This is a genomic window from uncultured Roseobacter sp. (genome assembly GCF_947499265.1).
Taxonomy (GTDB): domain Bacteria; phylum Pseudomonadota; class Alphaproteobacteria; order Rhodobacterales; family Rhodobacteraceae; genus Roseobacter.
On record NZ_CANMNK010000001.1, the window covers coordinates 793991 to 816212 of the forward strand.

Sequence of the window (22222 nt, forward strand, 5' to 3'; positions counted from 1 at the left end):
AACTCTAAAATTTAAGACGTACCGACGAACCAACGAACGTGGAGCGTTGCGCATGACTGATTATATTTCGACCGGTGATGATGACCGGGATGGTATTCATTCGACACCTAGTTTCCGACAAAGCGTTTTGTCAGATTTTGAGTACTGGTTCAAACAGACGATTGCAGAGATCAAGGCCAATTGCCGGTTGGTTGTTGGCGACATTCTGTCTTCCGCTTTATCGGGCGCTTTGGCGCTTTTGCTGGCGTTTGGTGTCGTCGCCCAACCTCATCTGCTCAATGCGCTGTGGCCTGTGGTCCTGATGTCCTGCGTCACCGGCATTCTGGTTTATCCGCTTGCAGGATTTTACCGTCGTCACACGCGGTCCACGTCTCTGCGGGATGTGACGGTGATTGTGCGCGGCGCTGTTTCCATGGTCGCGGTGTTGGCCATTCTCTCCACGTTCCATGCAACAACCGCGGCGGTGCCGGTTGCGGTATTTGTCATTCAATTCTTCCTTCTCGTGCCCGCGCTGGGGGCATTGCGCGTGGTGGCGCGGGGTCGCGAGATGTCACGCCGCGCGCAGCGGCTTGGTGATGTCGCGACCGACAGGGTGCCGGTGTTGATCGTGGGCACGGGCACGTCCAGCGATCTGTTCGTGCGCTCCCTGCGCAACACGCAGACGAAGTACCGGCCCATCGGCATCATCGATGATGCGCGCAATACCAACGGCCTTTATTTCCATGATGTGAAGATCATCGGGTCGCTGCGGGATCCGGAGCCGATCATCGCCCATTTCAAGACGTCGGATGAATTGCCCCAGCGGCTGCTGCTGACCGAACCGGTGACCCATTTTGACGCGGACGGGATCCGCAAGCTGACGGATTGGGCCGAAGCCTACGGCATCAAAGTGTCGCGTCTTGCCGGTCTTGATGAAATGAAATCGGGCGGGACGACCGAAACCACGGAGCTGAAAACCGTCGACCCTGAAGATATTCTCAGCCGCCCGCAAAAAATCGTAGAGAGGTCTTTGCTGCGCAAGCTCTTCGAAGGCCGCCGGGTTCTGGTCACCGGCGCTGGCGGGTCAATTGGCAGCGAGTTGGCACGGCAGATTGCCTCCTTTGAGCCAGCAGAACTGGTGTTGGTCGATAACTGCGAATTCAACGCCTATTCGATCGATATGGACCTGTCCCGGCACTTTCCCGACGTGTTGCGCCGGGTCTATGTGGCCAGCATTCGCGATGAAATGCGTGTCAGGTCCATCTTTGGCAAGCACCGCCCGGAAATTGTGTTCAATGCGGCGGCGCTGAAACATGTTCCGATGGTTGAATTGAACCCGTGCGAGGGTGTTTTGACCAATGTCGTTGGCACCCGGAATGTCGCCGACGCGGCGCGTGATGTCGGCGCGATTGCGATGGTGCAGGTGTCCACGGACAAGGCGGTGAACACCACCAATGTCATGGGCGCAACAAAGCGGGTCGCGGAATTTTATGCTCAGGCGCAGGACCGCATCACCAATGAAACCGATGAGATGACGCGGTTTTTCTCGGTGCGTTTCGGCAATGTGCTGGGGTCCTCCGGCTCTCTTATCCCGCTGTTTCAACAACAGATTTCCAAGGGGGGGCCGCTGACCATCACCGATCCGCAGATGGAGCGGTATTTCATGACGATCCGCGAAGCGGTCCAGCTTACGCTGGTTGCGGCGGCAAGCGGGCTTGAGCTGGAGACAAGCCATGGCGAGATCTTTGTTCTCGATATGGGGCGCCCGATCAAAATCGTGGACCTTGCGAAACGTATGATTGAATTGGCGGGGCTGAAACCCTCCAAGGACATTGCCATTGAATTCATTGGCAAGCGCCCTGGTGAAAAGCTGTTCGAGGAGTTGTTCGACGCCACCGAAGAGCGCAAGGAATGCGGCATTCCGGGTGTAAGTTCGGCCCAACCCGAGGGTGTTCCGATTGCACGGTTGCGTGCTGCGATACTGAAGCTGGAACATGCCGCGCGCCGTGGTGATGAGCTGACGGTCAAACGTCTGCTCAAGAATCTGGTGCCGGGATACGGGATCAACGGTCTGCGATCGGTCGAAATTCCGGAGGGCGACACCGGTGTGTCAAAAGGCCAGGTTCCCGTGGTGCCTGCCAACCAGAACCCCGATGCCGATGAGTTGTTAAGGACCGGTGTATGACAGCCATGCCGACAATTGTGGATGACGCATTTGTGCAGCCTGCGGATGATCGCAAGCTGCACAAACGTCGTGCGATTGTCATTGGCAGTCTGGGGTATTCCCTGGTGAATTTCCGGCTCGACCTGATGCGACGGTTTCAGGAAAACGGCTACGAGGTGCTGGCCCTGGCGGCGGAGATCGACCCTGCGACGGCACAGATCCTCGACCGGCATGGCATTCGGCATCGTGAGATCCCAATGCAAAGAACGGGCACGAACCCGTTCCAAGATCTAAAAACGCTGCGGGCCCTGGTGTCTGAACTGCGATCCGAAAAACCGGATATTGTTCTCACCTACACGATGAAGCCGATCATCTACGGATCGTTGGCGGCACGGATCGTCGGTGTGGGCGCCTGCTTTGCCATGTTCACCGGTCTTGGGTACGCCTTCATGGAAGATGCGCCGCACGGGCGCCGTCGTCTGGTACGCGATATTTCAATCCGACTTCACCGTCCTGCACTCAAGCGGATCAAGGCAGCTTTCTGCTACAACGCCGCGGATCGGCGCGACATTCGCCGTTTTCGCATGATCGACGATGCCACGCCGCTTTATGACGTGCCCGGATCAGGCGTAGATACGGTGCGCTTTGCCCCCAAACCGATCCCTCAAGACAAGATGCGGTTTTTGTTCGTCGGACGTCTGCTGCGCTCCAAAGGCCTTGAGGTGCTGGCAGCGGCGGCGGCGCTCTTGCGTGCTGAAGACCTTGAATTCGATGTTCAGGTTCTCGGGCCACGCGACAGCAACCCCGATGCGATAAGTGATGCCCAATTGGCCGATTGGCAGGCGCGCGGGCTGCTGACCTACGCCGGTGAAACGGATGATGTTGTTCCGTTCCTGCAGTCCTGCGGCGTCTTTGTGCTGCCCACGCAATTGCGCGAAGGTATCCCGCGCTCGATCCTCGAGGCGATGTCCTGTGGGCGCGCGGTGATCACAACGGATGCGCCCGGATGCGGTGAAAACGTGGCCCATGATGAGTGCGGTCTGGTTGTGCCACGCGGGGATGCAGCCTCTCTCGCAGCGGCCATGCGGCGCTTCATTCAACTGCCGGAACTGGCGGTTTCGATGGGCAAGGCAGCGCGCGCGCGTGTGTGCCTGCACAATGACGTCCATGCTGTGAATGGCCGTCTCATGCGTCTGATGGGTATCGAGGATCCCCTTCATGCGGAATTCAAGCCCGACGTTGTCGAGCATAAGTTTCGCGGCGAAGTCGAGTGTGTGTCGACATGATGTGCGATGAAACATCCACAGCGATGCCCCAGGCATCCAACACGCGGACCCGCGCAATCCGGTTCCTGGGAACGGGCGTGGTCAATACGATGTTTGGCTATGGCGTTTACGCCTTGCTGGTCAGTCTTGGCGCCCATGTTCAGGTCGCACTGGCGGCGCAGTTTGCGCTGGGCGTGATCTGGAACTACGCGCTCCACGCCAGATTTGTTTTTGGCGTCAGCGGGTACGACAAGTTGCCAAGATATTGCCTGGCCTATGTCAGCGCCTACCTGTTCAACGCCGTCCTGCTCCAGATCCTATCGAACGCCGGGATGAACCCCTACGCGGCGCAGCTCTTAGCGCTGGTGCCAACCGTGATTTTGTCCTTCGTTCTGGTTTCTTACGCGCTTGGCGCCTCGCTTGATGTCAAGGGAGGTCGCAATGAGCGTCTCTGACATGCATGGCCCTGCCGTCAAAAGACGGAACATGACGGGTACCGATGCCCCGCATCAGCTGTCGCGGATGCTGATTAAGGGGGCCGTGGCGTTTTGCGGGATCATGCTGTTGGCGGGTATCTACGGTCGGCTGATGAACTACGGGCTGCGTCGTGACGAGATGATGTTTGTACCGCCAGCGGCTTTTTTGCCCGGCTGGGACCTCTACCAGGATTTCTTCTATAACCACGTGCCGAACTCAGCCTGGTACTTCAAGGGGGTCAATCTGTTCTTCGGCGAGGCAGGGTTGCTTTTCGCCGCCCGTTTCGGCGTGTTTCTGGGATGGCTGGCCCTTGTGGGCAGTGTTTTCTGGGTAACGCTGCGCATCTCGAAAAACCGCCTCTTTGCGTTTTTCTGTGCGGTTGCGATGCTGACCGCCGATCCTTTGCTGGGTGAGGCGGGAATGGCCGCTTCCAACAACTTGCTGCCGCTTCCCTTTGCCGTATTGGGTCTTGGGCTCTTCATCATGGAGACCCTGAAACAACAGGTGAATGCGCGCCTTCTGTTCTGCGCCGGTGTCTGCCTTTCCATTGCTGCCGGTATGAAAATCAGCGCGGTTATTTTCATCCCACCGGTGGCAATTGCCGCCTTCCTTCTACCTCTGCACATGGGGTTGGCGGATCGCTTCAAACGTGTCGTTTTCCCGTTGCTCGTTGGCGGGCTGATCGGTGCCTTGCCGCTCTTTTGGTATCTGATTTCCGATACTGAGCTTTTCCTGGCGCATGTCATTGGATTTCACCTGGGCCCACACATCGCCTATTGGGACGCCAACGCCTATACGGAACCGAACCTGGCCATGGGGCTCGGCGGTAAACTTCTGCTGGCCTATGGCGGATGGCTGGCAGGTGTGCCGCTGATCATGGGCGTGGTTGCCACCTATCTCGTCTGGGTGGCATTGCGCGACAAAAGCACCGGGCACGTCCGCGAAGAGGGTTACTTCGGCCAGCTGCTGGTGTGTTTCGGCGCGATTTGTCTCGCCATTCTGATGAGCTTCTCTCCGACACCGGGGTTCCCGCAATACTACGTCCTGCCACTGGTGTGCCTGCCCATCTTTTGCGCCGTGGTGTTCCGCCGCATCTCTCCGGACTCGCAGCGCGCGATCGTGCCGCTTCTGGGAGCCAGCATGCTGGTCATGATGGTTCTGGCGGCACCGCGCCTGGGCGCTGGCGTTCTTGCGTTGACCCAGCCCGACAAGCTGACCGTGTCGCGCATCTCCACCGATGCTCAGCGGCTCAACCAGATCATCGTGCAGGATCATGGCCTCACCGGGCCTGTCGCGACCTTTTTGCCAATCTATCCGCTTGAGGCTGATCTGCCTGTCTATGCGGAATTTGCGTCGGGGCAATTTGCCTACCGCATTGTCCCCTACACCGCCCCTGAGCTTGCGGCGCATTACACGATGGTGGGGGAAGACGGGCTCGATGCGCTTTTTGCGCAGACGCCCCCGGCGGCATTCCTGCTCGGATATGCCGAGGCCCTCGAAGGCCCCATGCTCCGCTACGCACAAGCCAACGGGTATCAGCTTCTTGAAGCGGAGCGTTTCGAGAACCGTTACGGTCCGGGTCAGCTCTATATTCGAACGCGGGGAGGGGAGTGATGATCCATCCTTGCCATACCGCCCGGCACGATGTGCCAATTCGGTCAATTCTTTCGACCGGTCACCAGTTAAGCATTTGTAAACATTAGTTACTACGAGGGAGTTTGATATGAAGACGATACTGCTTGCAGGGGGACTTGGGTCCCGCCTTGCCGAGGAAACAGTAAAGATTCCAAAGCCCATGGTCGAGGTGGGCGGGCGCCCGATCATCGCCCGCGTCATGGATATCTACAGCCATTTTGGTCACCGCGATTTTGTGGTCGCGGCGGGGTATAAGGCGCTTTTGCTCAAGCAATTCTTCGCCAATTATCACCTGATTGCGAACAACATCTCGGTCTCTGTCGATACCGGCAAGATGAAGCTGGTGCCGACCACGCCCGGCGGCTGGAACGTCGCAGTTGTCGACACCGGTGCGGATACGATGACCAGCGGGCGCATTCGCAGATTGCGCGACTGGCTGCAGCCGGAAACATTCATGTGCACCTATTCCGATGGTCTGGGGAACATCAATGTTGACGCGCTACTCGACTTCCACCGGTCCCACGGCAAGCTTGCAACGGTTACCGCCGTGCAGCCACCGGCGCGGTTCGGCAACATTGAGCTGAAGGGCGACCGGGTGGATGCGTTCACCGAAAAGGTCCGCTCGGGCGATACCTGGATCAATGGCGGATATTTTGTATTCGAACCGGGCGTTCTGGACTACATGGTCGATGATACGGAGCCGCTGGAGCAATCACCGCTGACGCAGATGGCCCGCGACGGTGAGCTCATGGCCTATCGTCACCACGGTTTCTGGCATCCGATGGATACGATCCGGGACCGCAACACACTGAACGCGCTTTGTGACGAAGACGTGCCGCCGTGGCTCAACTTCGACGAAGAGTTGCCCGCAAGCATGCCGGCGCTGGCGATCTGAAGTTAAGCTAATGGATAGTTTTTACTCAGTGGATTTCGGCCAGGTATTTGCCGGGCGCCGCGTTCTGGTCACCGGGCATACAGGCTTCAAGGGGGGCTGGTTGTCGGTATGGCTGCAGCGGCTTGGCGCGCATGTTACGGGCCTTTCGCTCCCGCCCGACGAGGGGCCGGGGTTCTTTGACCTATGTGGTGTGGAAGGTTTGGTCGATAGCCGCATTGCAGACATTCGCGATGCGGACGCCGTGCATGAGACGCTGCGCGACGTGGATGCAGAGATCGTATTCCATTTGGCCGCGCAACCACTGGTGCGGTATTCCTACCGGCATCCGGCGGAAACCTTTGCAACCAATGTGTCGGGCACAGCCCATGTGCTCGACGCGGCAAAATCGATGGACTCTCTGCGCACGGTTGTCGTGATCACCAGCGACAAATGCTACGATAACCGCGAATGGACATGGGGGTATCGCGAGAACGATCCTCTGGGCGGCACCGATCCTTACAGCGCGTCAAAGGGCTGCACCGAATTGGTGGCGAACGCTTACGCCAACGCCTTCTTCTCCGAACCCGACGGGCCACGCCTGGCCACAGCGCGGGCCGGAAACGTCTTTGGTGGTGGCGACTGGGGCGAGGACCGTCTGGTCCCGGATATCGTGCGCGCTGCGTTTTCCGGAACGCCATTGGACATTCGCAGCCCTAGCAGCATCCGGCCCTGGCAGCATGTGATGGAGCCGCTTTCGGGATATCTGATGCTGGCCGCCGCACTGACCTCGCAAGGTCGGAACTATGCCGGGGCGTGGAACTTCGGGCCCGATGTATCGGGCACGGTCAACGTGCGCGAACTTGCCGGAATGATCCAGAAATTCTGGGGTCCGGAAGCGCCCAAGCTGATCTTTCAGAATGAAGAGCACTCCGCAGAGCCCAAGCTGCACGAAGCTGGCATTCTGCGTCTGGACAGCACCAAGGCGCAAACAGGGTTGGGGTGGAAACCACGCCTGAACCTGCCCGAAGCCATCAATCTGACCACCGAATGGTACAAGGCGCAGTTGGACGGCGCTGACATGCTGAGCATCACCCGGTCGCAGATCGACCATTACAACAGTCTAATGTCCGAAACGCTTTTGAGTGATCAAGTTACCGCGGCCCAATAGCCGCCTTTTATCGAATAGGGAGAATACCATCATGAGAGTCAACTACGGCCAGACGGTTCATGGACAAGAAGAAATTGATGCGGTCGTCGAAGTTCTGCAGACCTCGACGCAAATGGGGCCGCGCGTACGCAAGATGCAGGAACGTGTTTCCTCCCTGTTTTCAAAAGATCACGGCATCATGGTCAACTCAGGATCTTCGGCGAATTATCTGGCCGTTGAGATACTGGACCTGCCCAAGGGCAGCGAGGTCATCACCCCCGCTTTGACCTTTGCCACCACGGTTGCGCCGCTGGTGCGTCACGGGTTGGTGCCGACCTTCGTGGATGCCGCTGAAGGCACCTATAACATCGACGTAGACGCCATTGAGCGGATGATTTCGTCATCGACCTCGGCGGTGATGATCCCCTCGCTGATCGGGAACCTGCCGGATTGGAAGAAGATCCGTGAGCTTGCGGATGCGCATAATCTGAAGGTGATCGAAGACAGCGCCGATACGCTGGGTGCAACCATGTCCGGCACCAGCACCGGGGTCTATTCCGACGTGTCGACAACCAGCTTCTACGGCAGCCATGTGATCAATGGCGCGGGCAATGGTGGCATGCTCTGTGTCAATGACCCCGATCTTGCACGCCGTGCGCTGCTCTTGCGGTCCTGGGGACGCAGCTCGTCGCTCTTTGTGGAATCCGAGTCGATTGAGAACCGGTTCAACGTGCACCTCGATGGCATCGAATATGATGCCAAGTTCCTCTTTGAGGATCTGGGATACAACCTCGAGCCATCTGAAATCAGCGCGGCGTTTGGCCTGGTGCAGCTTGGAAAACTTGATCACAACATTGCCGAGCGGGAAAAGAACTTCGACGCACATGTCGCGTTCTTCTCAGCCTATGAGGACTGGTTCATCCTGCCAAGACAGCTGGAAAACTCGCGCACCGGCTGGCTGGCTTTCCCGCTGACCATCCGCCCCGATGCGCCGTTCACCCGCCGTGAATTGCAGATTTTCCTGGAAAAGGCGGACATTCAGACACGCCCGGTCTTTACCGGCAACATCCTGCGCCAGCCCGCGATGAAAAAGGTCGCCTACCGTGCGGATGACGCGGGCTATCCGGTTTCGGATCACGTGATGCGCGGCGGTATCCTCCTGGCCTGTCACCATGGTCTGACCGATGCGCATGTCGATTACATGCACCGGACCTTCGAAGATTTCGCGCAACAGTTCGGCAGCCGGAAAAAGTCAGCATGATTTTGGCCCGCCGGTAACCCGGCGCACTCTGGTTTCGTTTTACAAAGGAGTTTGTTTCCATGAATTTGCCTTTTAACCCACCGTCATCGCGCACGCAGTGTCGCACGTGCAAATCCGAAAACCTGATGATGGTTCTGAGGATGGGGGATCATCCTCCCGCGAACATGTTTGCGCGCAAGGAAGACGTTGGCAAGCCGCAAACGGCGTTCCCGCTGAACTGTCAGGCCTGCCTGGACTGTGGCCTCATTCAGGTCGCGGATCAGGTGCCACCGGATTTCTTCACCGATTACCTTTATGTTCCGTCAGGCGCTGCGACGATGCACACCCATTTTGCCGAACTCGCTGAGGTTGCCGTGGCCCAGGCGGATGGTGAATTGATCGTGGACATCGGCTGCAACGACGGGCTCATGCTGTCGCATGCCAACCGTCTGGGGGGCCGCACGCTGGGTGTCGATCCGGCGGCCAACCTGGCGAAAATCGCCGAAGAGCGGGGCGTGCGTGTCCATGTCGGTTTCTTCAACGCCGAAACGGCGAAGGGTCTGCGGGAAACTGAAGGTCCCGCACGCGTCATCACCACGACCAACACGTTCAACCATATTGATGACCTGCACGGGTTTACCCGTGGCGTGCTCTCGCTTCTCGCGGATGACGGCGTGTTCGTGATCGAGGTCCCCTGGGGCAAGGAAATCCTGGAAACCAACGAATTCGACAATGTGTATCATGAACACCTGTCCGAACTCAGCTTGCTGTCCATCGTCCGTCTGGGTGAGGGGGTCGGCTTGGATGTGGTCGACGTGACCAAGCTGCCAGTGCACGGCGGATCAATGCGCGTCTTCATGAAGCCTGCTACGGCAAATGCGCCAAAGGCACCGATCGTTGCGCAAATGCTGGCCGAAGAGGCCGCCGCTGGCGTGACCGACCGGGACAGCTATGAGCAGTTTTCGCATCGCGTTCAGAATCTGGGGGAAGACCTCGTCAAGCTGCTGGCGTCGCTCAAGGCAGATGGCAAGACCATCGCGGGCTACGGTGCGCCAGCGAAGGGCAACACGCTGCTCAATTACTTCCGGATCGGGACAGAGACGCTGGATTTCCTGGTGGACCGCAACCCGCTGAAACAGGGGCTCTATTCCCCTGGTATGAACATCCCTGTTCTGTCTCCAGACGTGGTTGCCGAGCGACAGCCAGACTACCTTCTGGTTCTGGCCTGGAACTTCTTTGACGAGATTCGGGAACAAATGGCGGATTTCGAAGCGCGCGGCGGCAAGTTCATCGTGCCACTGCCAACGCCGAAGATCATTCCATAGGGGACACTCATGGCGCGCGTTGTCATCACAGGAGCCACCGGCTTCATCGGATCACATCTCGCCCGCGCCTGTCTGGCGCGGGGGGATGATGTGACCGTGATGGCGCGCCCATCTTCATCATTGGAGCGGCTCGAAAGTCTGGCCGGGCGGCTTGACGTGCGTCGGCTGGACCTTGCGGATACGCCTGCGGTGACCGCCTGTTTGAACGCATCCCGGCCGGAGATCATTTTCCACGCCGGTGCCCGCACACGCTACGCGGCCCCTGCCGATCTGACGGACATGGCGGAAAGCGTTGATGACAACCTGACGCCATTGTTTTCCTTGCTCTCCGCAGCAGCAAATGCGTCGGACCCCCCGCGGGTTCTGGTCCGCACCGGCACAATTGCGGAATATGGCGACACCGAGCTTCCCTATACCGAAACCCAATGTGCATTCCCCAGGAACGCTTATGGGGCATCCCTGCTCGCCGGGACGCAATATATGTCCATGGCCAGATCCCGCCTGCCCTTTGATGCGGTCACTGCCCGCCTGGCATTGACCTATGGGCCCGGGCAGTCACGCGATTTTCTGATACCACATCTGGTGGACCAGTTGCTCAAGGGCGAAGCGGTCACCATCGCGCGCCCGGATGACAGGCGTGACCTTATCTATGTCGATGATGTCGTGGCGGCGCTTCTGCAGATTGCGGAAAACCCAGAACCCGTCGGGCCCATGGTCAATGTCTGTTCGGGTGAGGCTCCAAGAATGGGCGAGGTTGCCTTGATGTTGCTGCGCGCGACCAAGGCGGCACGTGACCTTGTGGAAATTTCGCAACAGACATCCCAGCCCGTGGAACTCGTGTGTGATGGTGGGCACATGGCCGAAACCCTCAGCTGGTCCGCTGGCGTGCCTCTCTTCGACGGTCTTGAAAGGACAGTGCAATGGGCAAAACACAAATCTCAACTGCTGCACCCCTCAGAACAGCGTTTGGCGGCGATATGACGACGGTCTCGATCCTGATCCCGGCCCTCAACGAAGAGGACAACGTTCGCGATGTCTATCAGCGGGTGCTGCGTGTTTTTGAGGGTCTGAACGACTATGAGCCGGAGATCATTTTTACGGACAATCACTCTGATGATCGTACCTTCGAGATCCTGTCAGAGATTGCGGCCGACGACACCCGCGTGCGCGTCATCCGGTTTTCGCGCAACGTCGGATATCAGGCCTCTGTGCTGACGGCCTATCGCTCTGCCAAGGGTGCCTGCGCCATCCAACTCGATTGCGATCTGCAGGACCCGCCGGAGCTCATTCCGCAGATGCTCGATACCTGGAAACAGGGGTATCACGTTGTCTACGGCGTGCGTCGCAGCCTACCGGATGGGCCGATCATTGCAGGTTTGCGTCGGGCGTTTTACGCGCTGATCGACAAGATCAGCAACGATGATCTGCCGCGCAATGCCGGCGAGTTTCGACTGACAGATCGGCGTATACTGGACGAGTTGAAGCGGGTTGATGACCGGTCACCCTATGTGCGCGGATTGATCAGCGGGATGGGGTTCAACCAGATCGGATTTGAATACGACCGACAGGCCCGTACCGCAGGCAGTTCCAAGTTTCCGATGCGGGCGATGATTTCGCTTGCCGTGGATGGGCTGATCAACCACTCGCTGATCCCCTTGCGTCTGGCCTCCATGATCAGTCTTGCGGTCGGATTGATGACATTTCTTCTGCTGATTGGATATGTGGTCGGGAAGGTTGTCTTTGGACAGGATTGGCCAGCCGGATTTGCAACCACCACCATTCTTTTGCTGTTGTCGATGACCTTAAATGCCATGTTTCTCGGCATTCTTGGAGAGTACATCGGACGGATTTTTCTCCAGTCGAAAGATCTGCATAGGCCACTCATTGAGCATGATTTGAACCGACCGGATGATGTCGAGGGCACTCCAACGGTGCGCTCGCATGCCGCTGAGTAGGGAAAGGAAATTCAATTGCGACTTCTACTGATCCAGGGTGGTTTTGGTGCTGGCGGCGCTGAAAAGAACGTCGCCGCCATCGCGGCAGATCGTGCCCGACAAGGGGATGAGGTTCATGTCGCCGGCCTGACAATGCCTGAAAGTGGCCCGTTCTTTTCCTATCCGGATACCGTGACGCTTCATCCGATCATAAACCCGGACACGGCGCCGGGATATGGCGCACAGCATAAGCGATTGCTGCACATTCGCCGCACCATCAAGAAAGTGCGGCCCGACGTGATTGTCTCGTTCCTGACCAAGGTGAATGTGCTGACACTTATTGCGACGATCGGTCAGCGTGTGCCGGTTGTCATTTCCGAACGCAACAATCCGCGGGTTCAAGGTGGCCATCCGCTTTGGTACCATGGACAAAACTGGCTTGGGCGACATGCGACCGCGATAACCGTCCTGACGGAGCGTGCCAGTGAAGATATGCCCAAAGCCTTGCAAAGAAAGGCGGTTGTCATCCCCAACGGCTGCTCGCCTTATCCGGTCAGTGCGGCCTCCAATACAAAGGATAGCATAAAGCTTGTCGCGGTCGGTCGCCTGGACCGGCAAAAGGGTTTTGACATGCTGCTGCAGGCAATGGCCAAGGTGCATGACAAGGTGCAAGGCGCGCATCTCACCATCTGGGGGGAGGGCCCAGAGCGCGCAAGCTTGGAAGCCCAACGAGAGGAACTCGGTTTGACGGATTGCGTCACCATGCCGGGTAATTGCCCGCCCGGAACCTGGATGAGCGATGCGGATATGTTGGTGTTTTCCTCGCGATACGAAGGTTTTTCCAATGTGGTTGCAGAGGCCACGGTGAGCGGACTGCCTGTTGTATCCTTTGATTGCCCCTATGGACCGCGCGAGATGATCCGTGATGGTGACAACGGCATTCTGGTGCCACTCGAAGACGTGGATGCGCTTGCCGCTTCCGTGATATCTCTGTGCCACGACGACGCATTGCGCGGCCAGATGCGCTTGCGTTCAAAGAAATGCCGCGAATGGCTTGATCCCACGCGTGTCCTTCAACAGTGGAGTGAGGTCATTGATCGGGCAGCGCTGAGCGCGAATATCCCGGTGGGACGAAAGGCTCAGCTGGGCAAAGCTGCGTCCAACTCGTCCATACTCTGAATTTCGATCTGAGCGGCATGGTCTAGATCCGGCGCGAGAGGCGAATGAATGGCGCCGGTACGTCGGATCTGAATGGTCAACCATCCCCGTGCCTTTGGCGTGATGAAATCCTTGGCCGGATTGTCCGCGATATACACCATCTGAGCCTTCGGTGGCGCCAGTTGTTCCATTTCTTCGAACGCACGGGGATGCGGTTTTCCGAAGCCTTTGGGCCAGCTACCTGTCGCACGAATGTGCTGAATGCGTTGATCCAGCGCCAAGGCTCGGACTTTGGCCATCTGTGTATGTTCAGGGCCGTCGGTGATTAATCCAAAAGGCGACGCATTTTCTGTTCGCGCCAAAAATTGATCGGCGTCCGGGCATAAAGAAATCTGAGGGGCATGTCCGCGGTACTCAGCCACTAATGCCGCAATCAGACCGGGTGTCGCGGATATCCCATGTGATGCGCAGGCCCGATCAAAAATATTGCGCCGCTCCCCGGAGGCAAAGAGCTCTCGACATGTGGCGCCAAAACCGGGGAGGCCGTGGTTGTCCGCCACCCAGGCGTCGACATGCCGGTAGCCACTGAAAGCGAAATCTCTTTCCAGGTAGAGCGTATCGTCCAGATCAAATACGATCATCAATCAACGTAAACGGCGCTGTCATACCGCATCATGCGAACGCCTTCCCTCCAGTTATCATGGGCTGTGCAGGGGCGCCCCATCGTTTCTTCCAACAGCCACTGTGCAAAGGTTGCGCCCGCATGGTCCGCAAGGGGATAGCCGCCACCGAAGCGAGCATTGATCTCAATGACGCAAGGGCCGTGGATGTCATCCTCAAGGGTTTGGAAACAGGCAACACCTCGCAGATCTGGTAGGGCTGAGACGATGCCTTCGGCAATGTCACGCAGGTCCTGCCGACGCCGCGTGACGCCTTTTTCAACCTCACCGGCTCGAATGCTCTTGCGCAGGTGCGGGATAACGGTGCGTAAAACGCCATCCGCATCCACAAAGATGTTAACCGTGAATTCCGGACCCCTGACCAGATTTTGAAAGATCATCGGCTCGGGGAATTCGGTCGGAACGTCCTCTATTCTGTCAAAAACCTGAAGACCGCGGCTCGCGCTGCCGCCGCTGGGCTTGGCGAAAACGGGCCAATTGAGCCTGTCAGGAGTTGCGCGCAGTTCGTCCAATGAAAGCGTGCTTGGTACCGGAACGCCTGCTGCGGCCAAAACTTCCGCCGTGAGTCTTTTGTCGCGCACGATGTCGAGGACATGGGCAGGTGATACATGCAAACGGGCGCCCGCTCGCGCGAACTCTTCATGGGCCAAAGCCAAAGGTTTCAAATCCGGATCAATTGTCGGGACGACCAGATCAATTGCGTTTTCCTTCACCGCCTGCAGGACCGCCGCCGCATATTCGGGCGCATCCGATCTTGGCATTTTCAATGCAACGTCAGCGATGGCGCAGGCCGCAGCTTCGTCCGGGACAAGGTCGCTGGCGTAGACCTTGAGATCAATGTTCAAGCGCTCGGCTGCAGATCGAAAACACTGGATCAACCCGACCCGCCGTCCTGCAGAACAGACAAGGATACGCATGCTGTTCTGTGACATAAAACTCTCCCGAAACCATACATTAACCAATGCTTCAGACTAACATGGTTTTCACAAGAATGCGTTCAAAAATAAGGTCTTGAGAGTAAATTTTTCCAGCAACATTCACGGCGGATTTTGCTTATTTATAGGCTGTGCGATGTCTTGGAAGTGTGATCAGCGGCGCTTGGGTCGCCTCAAATTGGCACCGCACAAAAATGCGAGGAGGATGGCGGCGCCTAGGGACCTGTCGTGCCCAAGCGTATCTGCCGCCATCCAAACCGTAAGAGTTACGGCGATTTTTTCACGCTCATTACGCGATCAGCGTTCCATCGTTCAGGTCATCCGCCAATAGATCATTCATCCATTCGGCGACTTCGTAGATGGACCGATTGCCGTTACCATCTTCGTCTGCGAGGCGACTGCGTCCAAGCATTTCGAACCCCAGATGATAAATGCCGTCCGCCACCCGATCGACAGCATTTGAACCGTATAAAAGTGTTCTGTTGCCGTTGCCCTGAACAAGGTGGAACCCGGTTTCGACACCGGTCTCGTCGTCACCATGCAATTCCGACCACTCATCAGCATAGTTTCCCAATAGGAACCGATTGAGGGTCACAATATCAGACGATTGAATAGCGCCGTCCTCAGCCACGCCGGTTGAAAGAATGCCCTCGACAATCAGCGCATTCATCGCAGCCGCAGCTTCTGCACCTTCCTCGATGTTGTCCAGCGGCGTCCCCTGTGCGAGCTTCTTGTCGTTCAGAATAATATCGACGAGGGTGTCGAGACCGGTACCCGTCAGCGCAATGTCGTCTGGCACCTGCGGCGGTTCCGGTTCAGGACGGGGGTTATCAACCGCGGGCATTTCGGCAACCGTGGTATATTCGCCATAGTGCGCTTTGGAGTCGTTGTAGATCTCGTCGCCCACCAAAACCGCATTCAAAACCGTGATTGTCCCAAGAACATCTCCGTCATGCGCGCCGTTTGGGCTGCCGGTGAAATTACCATCACGATCTACGCTATAGCCGCCCTGATCCGACCAGACGTTGATGATGGTGTCTTCTTTGCCATTGTTGTCCACGTCATCATAAGACAGCCAGAAGTTGGTGGTATGGCCAACGACCTCGATTGTGTCTCCCTCGTAGGCTTTGAAATCAAGGACGGTATCGTCACCGCCATTGGTGACCCAGTGATCGTGCACATTCCCGTTTTCACCCGCAACATCATGCCAGGCGATGGTGCCGTCAGCCTTCAGGTTTCGGGCCGCGATTTCCGGCGTTGTGTTGATGTTAAACTGGAAACGGAACACATCTGCGCCATCGCTGCCGGAGACGAGGTCATCACCCAAGTCGAGATCATCGTCATAGTAGGGCACGAAACTCGGATCCTGATAGGGGATCGGTTCTCCGGAATTGGACACGGTGAGAACCACTTGGCTGCCACCTTGCTTGTCGCTTTGCAGCGAACCATCCGCCAGATCGTCAGCAAGCAACTTGTTCAACCAACCTGCCACCTTCTTGGTTGATTGATTGGCCTCGCCGTCTTCATTTCCGAGCCGGGACCGACCGATCATTTCAAACCCGAGGTGGTAGATGGAGTCCGCAACCCGATCGACCGCGTTTACACCATAAAGCAATGTCCTGTTCCCGTCGGATTGAACCAGATGAAACCCTGTTTCGACGTCGTCTTCGTCATCGCCGTGGAGATCAGCCCAGGTATCGGCATGATTTGTGACAAGGTAATCGTTGATCGCAACGACATCGCGTTTTGAAAATTTGCCGTCATCGGCAACGCCGGTCGATTTGATGGCTTCGATGATGAGAGCGTTCATCGCGGAGGCTGCTTCCATTCCGGCCGTAATATCGGCTGTCGAAGTCCCCTGCGCCAGTTTGGCGTCACTTCCGATTATTTCAATCAGTTTATCAAGCCCGGTCCCGGTCGGGGCGGGTATGGAGATGTTAGTCAATTTCTTAGTCCTTCAGTTGTATTTCCAGTTTCTTGTCGCGGCGATACTGGCACCTCCTTGAAACAATCATCTGCCACGCACATGTCATACACGCTTAGCGTGTTGTAGCCATTGGGACGGGGGCGGCGAATTTCCTCTTGTTTTCAGCGCGCAACCATACGTCAGCGAATTGTTGCTCGTCAAAACGCCCGCATCGGCGGAAAAAATTCGAATCTCGTGAATTGGTGAAGTGATTTGTTTTCGGTAACCAATTGTTAACCATTTTATTAGTGGTCGTTTTTTAGTTTGTGTTCTGCGCTTAATTTGAGACTTCAGCTGTTTTTGAGAAGCTGTCCGGCGGCAATCGCCACATCATCTCGCCAAAAAAGGTAGACCTAGTGATCGGACTAGGCACACCGGCTCCGTCAATTCGATGCCAAGATCAATGGGTGTGGGCGGACTTGCGCTAAAATGTCGATGTCAAGTATCGACCACTAAGCTTCACCGCCACCAGGGCTTCGGCGTGATTTGCTCTTGTGAGGGGAGACCCACTTTGAAAGCGCAGCGCGCCAGTTTGAAATTCTGAACGCAACAATCTGGGATTGATATGATCTTGGCGGTTCTATCATGCGTTGCTTCAGCGCAGTGTTTAACGTCCAATTCCCAGAAAACCATCGGTTTGCGTGATTTCACGCTACGCACATTTCGCAAAAGCCGATAGAATATAACCCATTGTCAAGAACGCCATTTCTGTCGCGCCCAATTTAGTTGATGAGTTAAAATGACTTTGTTTCGCCCCCAACCCGACCGAGTGAAATGCTAATTTATCGCACGAAAACAACCGTTTTTTCGTCGGAGACAGGCTGTTTATCCATGGCGCCAGTTCACATGGGATCGGTCCAGTGATTGCACGGTTTGTCACGAAACTCCGCGACGAGCCCATTTCCGGGCGGCTGCTTAAAAATCTCAAATGGATTTTCTCGTCCCAAATTATCATTGCTTTGCTGGGCCTTGTTTATTTGACGATTGCGGCACGTGCCCTCGGGGCCGCGGGATTGGGCATGTTGGCCATTCTGGAAGCATACGCTCGTATTGTGGCGCGACTGACGCATCTGGAGCCCTGGCAAGCTGTTATCCGTCATGGCAGCGATGCCTTGGAACAGCAGGATTCACATCGATTTGGTCGGCTGATCGGATTGTCGGTCAAGCTTGATCTCGTGGGCGGTCTCCTCGCCGCTGCGGTTGTTTTGCTGCTGGCCCCTTTGGTCAAAACGCACTTCGGCGTCAATGCGGACTGGATGCCATATGCCGCTGCACTGGCTGTTTTATTCTCGCTGCACGCCACTGGGATTTCATTACTTCGTCTCTTCGACCGATTTGATATTTTAGCCAAAGTGGACGCAGGGATGGCGGCGTTACGCACAGCCCTGGCCGGTGCGGTGCTGTTTCTGGGGTTGGGCCTGCCTGGGTTTGTGGCGATCTTTGTGGGGATCAGCCTCATGCAAGGGGCACTGACCTATGCCGCCGGTGTTCGGGAGATGCGGCGCAAGGGGCATCGCATCGAGATGCATGGCACACGCACCTCGCTCTCGGAAAACCCCGGCTTTCTCAGGCTCATGATCAACAGCAATCTGGCAGTTATTCTACGGCAGACGACGCAGCGTCTGGATGTATTGATCTTGGCGGTGCTGGTGACCCCGACCGCGGTGGGATATTACCACCTCGCACGTCGGTGCGGCGAGGCTGCCTTGCGCATTGGCCGTCCGATCAATCAGGCCGTCTACCCGGAACTGACCAAACTTGCGGTCCGCCGTGAATTCGACCGTCTCGCGCGACTTGTAAAGGGCATCGGACTGGGGTTTGCGGGGGTTCTGGCGGTGGTCTTGTCGGGTGTCATCTGGTTCATCGATGCGATCGTCATCGGTCTTTTTGGAGCCGAATTTGCGCCTGCTGTACCGGTGGTGACGATTCAGGCGGTGGCGGTTGGGCTCTACCTGATTGGCATTGTGCTGGGACCAACTCTCCTGAGCCTTGGCGAAGACAAGGCGCTTGTGCGGGTCGGAGCACTCACGTCCGCATTGTTTTTTGCGTTAATCATTCCACTAACCACGCTCTTGGGCGTGTCCGGTGCCGCGCTCTCGCACCTGATATGTAACGGCGTGTGGTTGCTGCTTTGTGTTTTCCTCGTTCGCCGATCCTTACGCGCCTTGAAAGACCAGACGACATGAAGATTCTGAACTATGAGTGTTCGCAAACTTCGCGGGGCTAAAAACCACCCCGGCAAGTCGTGACTTAATGTTTGGGTGCCGCGCAATTGTCGCGGTCGGTCCATTGCGTCAGCAGACCCTAAATCTCGGAAACATCTTTCGCGTAGATTCTTCGGCTACCTGGGTCGCGACGCCGCGACTAACTGGGATAGGCTCACGCTCATTGCCAAAAGCAAGGGGATCGCCCAAAAGCGTGCATAGATATGCGCGAACCCGTTCAGCGAAAGAGCAAACAAGCAGACATAAGTGATGGTGAGCGCACCTGATAAATGCGTATGTCGGCCAAAGAACGCGCGCCACCCGATGTAAAAAGCTATTGCCGGTAGGCAAATCAGTCCGATAAGCGATATCAACCCACCTTCGGTTAACGTGAGCAGATAGGTGTTGTGGACCGGGGCACCATGCGCGCTCACAACGCGATACTGTTCAATGCCTAAACCGATCCAAATGGTCTCGCGCGCCATTTCCAATGCTTCTTGGTTGAGCGCAAATCGGTCCTCAAAGGTCCCTGCTTGACTGGTGTCGCCGCTTTGTAACGCACCGTATACGCGTTTAACGAAAATTTCTGGCAGGAAGTATTCGCCCCAAAGTGCCACAACTGCCAAAACTGCGAAGGCCACCACGATGGAGGCAGCAAGCAACCGCATCGATCCGCTCAGGAAAATCAATAAAAAACTGCCGATTAGCGCGAGAAAGAACCCCGTGTTGGAGCCGGTGAGCAGAATGCCATAAGCGATTGGCGCGCTGAGCAGCAGCAAGACAGCTACGGATATTTTTCGGGAGAAATACAGCCATTGGCAAAAGACAAGTGCCACCGCTCCCAGCGCACCGGTTGCATTTTCCCGTTCCACAAGACCGTACATGCGACCGCTTCGGCTGACAAACCTCACGTCCTCGGGGTTGAAGGCCATCATGAAAGCGCCGTGCAGCATGATCAACGCGACCGAGACGACGAAGATCTTCACCAGAAAGATGATCTCGCTTTGCGGGCGGGCGCAAATGGCCATCGGAAGCAAAACGAATGAAAAGATATATTGAGCGAAAACGGTTGTCGCCGTTGTCGGATTTCCCTTTACCAGCGAGCCTAGCATCAATCCGAATAGAAAGAGCGCCACCGCCGCGTACCAGCTTGGCGTTTGTCTGCCGAAGGGTTGCGTTGCCAGTCTTCGGGTTGCCAGCATCAAGAGCACGGTTGCCAGCGCAAAAAGGTCGCTCAGGGTAAAATAAATCAGATCTGTGCGCAGATAATTCATCGGCGAAAGAAAGACTGTGGCCGAGATCAGAAACATTTCCAGCCTACCGGATGTGGTGTGGGTAGAGCGGGGTTTTGCCGTTCTGGCGGCGCGCGGAGGCTTGCCAAACACAGCGGAGGCTTTCCCGAATGGGGCTTTCGCGGATGCCATTGAACCTCCTTTAAATTGTCCTAAAACCGCACATGAACCTGCGGCCTGTCACCATTAAATAGTCGTTGTCGTTGAAGCGATCTGTTCTGAACGCGATTTTAGATAATAAAATGAGACCATTGGTAAATTAGGGCGCTGGTGTGTTGATGAGTCAATGACATTATCACGTTTTGGATCAAATATTTAGATGGTCCAAGCAGAGGTTGTATGAACTTCGCCTGCAGCGGGCAGAAAACCTCCCATTTACTTTTTCAGACCGCTGGCCGAAGCCGCTGTTCAGCATCCTCGAACACACAAAACGGTCCTGCGCCTGCCCGCGCGGTGGTCAACCATCCGACGGCCATCACGGCAATTGAGCGATGGTCCCGGCAAGGTTCAAGATACCGTCCCCGTAACGCGCATTCCAGCCCTTGCCCGCGCTGCTATGTGACCCGTCGCGTAGGGCCTTGCGCATCTCGGCGGGCGAGACCGCGTTCATGGACCAGCCCTGGCGCAACGCCGCGACGGCCCCTGCTACCACAGCCGAGGCCCCGGAGGTGCCCGCACTTCTGAGATGCGCATTGGCGTTCTCAACGAACCAGCTTGGCGCGCATACATCCGGTTTTTCAGGTCGGCCAGCCCCGGTGTCAAAGCCGCCTGGTCCCGGGCCTTGCGACGCCGCACCAACCCAAATGCCATCGCCGCGTACGGCACCGACACAGGTTACATCGGGCAACCCGTTGGCGCCCCAAATACTGCGGCCGGGGCCGCGGTCATACCCGCTTGATCGCGGATCGCCACAGAATTGCCCGCTGTTGCCAGCCGCAAAAATCACGTCGTGATGGCACCCAAGCTCGCTCAGATAGCTGTTCAGCGCGTGGTTTGGATCGTCGGTGTAAAAGCCGCGCAGTTTCTCTGAAAATCGGTCAACGATGCCCCAGGCGTTGAGGATGACCCAGGGGCCGTTGCAGGACAAAAAGAAGTAGTTCAGGAATGCGAAGGCAAAAAGCGCGCGCAGCGAAAAGTTTTCAACCTCTGTAATGCGTTGCGGCAAAAGCGGCAGATCGAAATATGTCGCGTCGGGCGCAATATCAACGAGTGATCGTAACAGCATTGCGCCATGCCCCTGGGGGACTGGCGCATGGGGTAGCTGCATTTCCCCCGGCACTTGGGATTTGCCATCAGCTGTCCAGTACATGCCCCCGCCATAGGTGCCCCCGAGGGTTTCGAGGTAGTGCCTGTTGATGCCCTGATCGACGACAAACACATTGACGCCAGCACCGGTGAGTTTGCAGGCCTGTAGGCTTTCCACCTCGATCAACCTGTTTGCTTGTGCGCGTCCAGCAAAGTGACGGCCCATTCCATCACCTGCACACCAATGTTGATTGGGTTTCGCCGATGTCATCGACAGCGGGGTCAGATCGATCCCGAGAATGCGGGCAATATCGGGTCGATCACTGCCAAAGGCGCGCTCGCGGAAGCGCCCCAGAAATTCGCGTGCGACTTTTTCGTTCTCGGCCTCCAGGGGAATGCCGTACCCAAGGCCGGGTTGTCCGGGTTGCGAGAGCCGCTCGCCATACCGGTCTCTGGCTTGCCAGGGGTTGTTGCTCGGTCCCGGGGGAAGCTGATAGTCCTGAGGGCCAAATTCAGCGACCAACCTCTCCAGATCAAAACCAACCGCTTTGAGGTTTTCTTCAAGCCTGCGCTTGCTTGTGTCAAAGAGATAGAGCTTCACTCGCATGTGTATCCGCCTTTCATCACCCACCATTCAAAAAGCACGTCACAGGTTTCTCTGTATCGGGGACGATGTACTGACACCACTTCAGTTCTGAACGC

At 56.8% G+C, this 22222-nt stretch carries 17 protein-coding genes; 12 read left to right on the forward strand and 5 right to left on the reverse strand.

The window, feature by feature from the left end; translation table 11 throughout:
* The first annotated feature begins 52 nt into the window (after positions 1–52).
* The 11 genes from Q1A63_RS03815 (at position 53) to Q1A63_RS03865 (ending at position 13219) form a co-directional block, all read left to right on the forward strand.
* Positions 53–2164, forward strand: coding sequence for a nucleoside-diphosphate sugar epimerase/dehydratase (locus Q1A63_RS03815; RefSeq protein ID WP_298969403.1), 2112 nt, complete (start codon positions 53–55; stop codon positions 2162–2164).
* On the forward strand, positions 2161–3429 hold the full coding sequence (locus Q1A63_RS03820; RefSeq protein WP_299630713.1) for a glycosyltransferase family 4 protein: 1269 nt from the start codon (positions 2161–2163) through the stop codon (positions 3427–3429). Before Q1A63_RS03815 ends, Q1A63_RS03820 begins: the two co-directional genes overlap by 4 nt.
* Positions 3430–3452: 23 nt before the next feature.
* Complete coding sequence (locus Q1A63_RS03825) at positions 3453–3863, forward strand: GtrA family protein (protein WP_299630715.1); 411 nt, start codon at positions 3453–3455, stop codon at positions 3861–3863.
* The gene (locus Q1A63_RS03830) at positions 3850–5499 is read left to right on the forward strand and encodes a hypothetical protein (RefSeq protein WP_298969406.1); all 1650 of its coding nucleotides are present in this window, start codon (positions 3850–3852) and stop codon (positions 5497–5499) included. The genes Q1A63_RS03825 and Q1A63_RS03830 overlap by 14 nt, the downstream gene beginning before the upstream one ends.
* Positions 5500–5608: 109 nt before the next feature.
* The gene (rfbF, locus tag Q1A63_RS03835; RefSeq protein ID WP_298969407.1) at positions 5609–6415 is read left to right on the forward strand and encodes a glucose-1-phosphate cytidylyltransferase; all 807 of its coding nucleotides are present in this window, start codon (positions 5609–5611) and stop codon (positions 6413–6415) included.
* A gap of 10 nt (positions 6416–6425) precedes the next feature.
* The gene (gene rfbG / locus Q1A63_RS03840) at positions 6426–7562 is read left to right on the forward strand and encodes a CDP-glucose 4,6-dehydratase (RefSeq protein ID WP_298969408.1); all 1137 of its coding nucleotides are present in this window, start codon (positions 6426–6428) and stop codon (positions 7560–7562) included.
* Between the two features lie 31 nt (positions 7563–7593).
* The gene (locus Q1A63_RS03845) at positions 7594–8802 is read left to right on the forward strand and encodes an aminotransferase class I/II-fold pyridoxal phosphate-dependent enzyme (RefSeq protein ID WP_298969409.1); all 1209 of its coding nucleotides are present in this window, start codon (positions 7594–7596) and stop codon (positions 8800–8802) included.
* Between the two features lie 59 nt (positions 8803–8861).
* Positions 8862–10106 carry a class I SAM-dependent methyltransferase gene (locus tag Q1A63_RS03850; protein WP_299630719.1) on the forward strand — a complete coding sequence of 415 codons (1245 nt, stop codon included), beginning with the start codon at positions 8862–8864 and terminating at the stop codon, positions 10104–10106.
* 9 nt (positions 10107–10115) lie between these two features.
* Positions 10116–11087 (forward strand): NAD(P)-dependent oxidoreductase, encoded by a 972-nt coding sequence (locus tag Q1A63_RS03855; protein WP_299630721.1) that lies wholly within the window; start codon positions 10116–10118, stop codon positions 11085–11087.
* Positions 11027–12061: a glycosyltransferase gene (locus Q1A63_RS03860; protein ID WP_299630723.1), complete on the forward strand. Its 1035-nt coding sequence runs from the start codon at positions 11027–11029 to the stop codon at positions 12059–12061. The genes Q1A63_RS03855 and Q1A63_RS03860 overlap by 61 nt, the downstream gene beginning before the upstream one ends.
* 15 nt (positions 12062–12076) lie before the next feature.
* Positions 12077–13219, forward strand: coding sequence for a glycosyltransferase family 4 protein (locus Q1A63_RS03865; RefSeq protein ID WP_299630725.1), 1143 nt, complete (start codon positions 12077–12079; stop codon positions 13217–13219).
* Here the strand turns inward: Q1A63_RS03865 and Q1A63_RS03870 are convergent.
* The 3 genes from Q1A63_RS03870 to Q1A63_RS03880 form a co-directional block, all read right to left on the reverse strand.
* Positions 13180–13839, reverse strand: coding sequence for an HAD family hydrolase (locus Q1A63_RS03870; protein WP_299630842.1), 660 nt, complete (start codon positions 13837–13839; stop codon positions 13180–13182). The two genes, Q1A63_RS03865 and Q1A63_RS03870, sit on opposite strands and share 40 nt — an antisense overlap.
* Entirely contained in the window at positions 13839–14810 is a 972-nt protein-coding gene (locus Q1A63_RS03875; RefSeq protein WP_298969414.1) for an ATP-grasp domain-containing protein, read from the reverse strand. Before Q1A63_RS03875 ends, Q1A63_RS03870 begins: the two co-directional genes overlap by 1 nt.
* A gap of 292 nt (positions 14811–15102) precedes the next feature.
* On the reverse strand, positions 15103–16758 hold the full coding sequence (locus tag Q1A63_RS03880) for a hypothetical protein (RefSeq protein ID WP_298969415.1): 1656 nt from the start codon (positions 16756–16758) through the stop codon (positions 15103–15105).
* An 881-nt stretch (positions 16759–17639) separates the two neighbouring features.
* On the opposite strand from Q1A63_RS03880, the gene Q1A63_RS03885 reads away from it, so the two are divergent.
* Positions 17640–18965, forward strand: coding sequence for a lipopolysaccharide biosynthesis protein (locus tag Q1A63_RS03885; RefSeq protein WP_298969416.1), 1326 nt, complete (start codon positions 17640–17642; stop codon positions 18963–18965).
* 155 nt (positions 18966–19120) lie between these two features.
* Here Q1A63_RS03885 and Q1A63_RS03890 read toward each other — a convergent pair whose 3' ends face one another.
* A complete protein-coding gene (locus Q1A63_RS03890; protein WP_299630729.1) occupies positions 19121–20293 on the reverse strand; it encodes an O-antigen ligase family protein in 1173 nt (390 codons plus the stop codon).
* Positions 20294–20750: 457 nt separating this feature from the next.
* Entirely contained in the window at positions 20751–22127 is a 1377-nt protein-coding gene (locus Q1A63_RS03895) for a S8 family serine peptidase (protein WP_298969418.1), read from the reverse strand.
* Between the last annotated feature and the right edge of the window lie 95 nt (positions 22128–22222).

What these genes read in the sequence shown, in the direction of transcription:
- Q1A63_RS03815 (WP_298969403.1), top strand. Translation starts at nt 53, where the DNA reads ATGACTGATTATATTTCGACCGGTGATGATGACCGGGATGGTATTCAT.
- Q1A63_RS03820 (WP_299630713.1), top strand. Translation starts at nt 2,161, where the DNA reads ATGACAGCCATGCCGACAATTGTGGATGACGCATTTGTGCAGCCTGCG.
- Q1A63_RS03825 (WP_299630715.1), top strand. Translation starts at nt 3,453, where the DNA reads ATGCCCCAGGCATCCAACACGCGGACCCGCGCAATCCGGTTCCTGGGA.
- Q1A63_RS03830 (WP_298969406.1), top strand. Translation starts at nt 3,850, where the DNA reads ATGAGCGTCTCTGACATGCATGGCCCTGCCGTCAAAAGACGGAACATG.
- rfbF (WP_298969407.1), top strand. Translation starts at nt 5,609, where the DNA reads ATGAAGACGATACTGCTTGCAGGGGGACTTGGGTCCCGCCTTGCCGAG.
- rfbG (WP_298969408.1), top strand. Translation starts at nt 6,426, where the DNA reads ATGGATAGTTTTTACTCAGTGGATTTCGGCCAGGTATTTGCCGGGCGC.
- Q1A63_RS03845 (WP_298969409.1), top strand. Translation starts at nt 7,594, where the DNA reads ATGAGAGTCAACTACGGCCAGACGGTTCATGGACAAGAAGAAATTGAT.
- Q1A63_RS03850 (WP_299630719.1), top strand. Translation starts at nt 8,862, where the DNA reads ATGAATTTGCCTTTTAACCCACCGTCATCGCGCACGCAGTGTCGCACG.
- Q1A63_RS03855 (WP_299630721.1), top strand. Translation starts at nt 10,116, where the DNA reads ATGGCGCGCGTTGTCATCACAGGAGCCACCGGCTTCATCGGATCACAT.
- Q1A63_RS03860 (WP_299630723.1), top strand. Translation starts at nt 11,027, where the DNA reads ATGGGCAAAACACAAATCTCAACTGCTGCACCCCTCAGAACAGCGTTT.
- Q1A63_RS03870 (WP_299630842.1), bottom strand. Translation starts at nt 13,839, where the DNA reads ATGATCGTATTTGATCTGGACGATACGCTCTACCTGGAAAGAGATTTC.
- Q1A63_RS03875 (WP_298969414.1), bottom strand. Translation starts at nt 14,810, where the DNA reads ATGTCACAGAACAGCATGCGTATCCTTGTCTGTTCTGCAGGACGGCGG.
- Q1A63_RS03890 (WP_299630729.1), bottom strand. Translation starts at nt 20,293, where the DNA reads ATGTTTCTGATCTCGGCCACAGTCTTTCTTTCGCCGATGAATTATCTG.
- Q1A63_RS03895 (WP_298969418.1), bottom strand. Translation starts at nt 22,127, where the DNA reads ATGCGAGTGAAGCTCTATCTCTTTGACACAAGCAAGCGCAGGCTTGAA.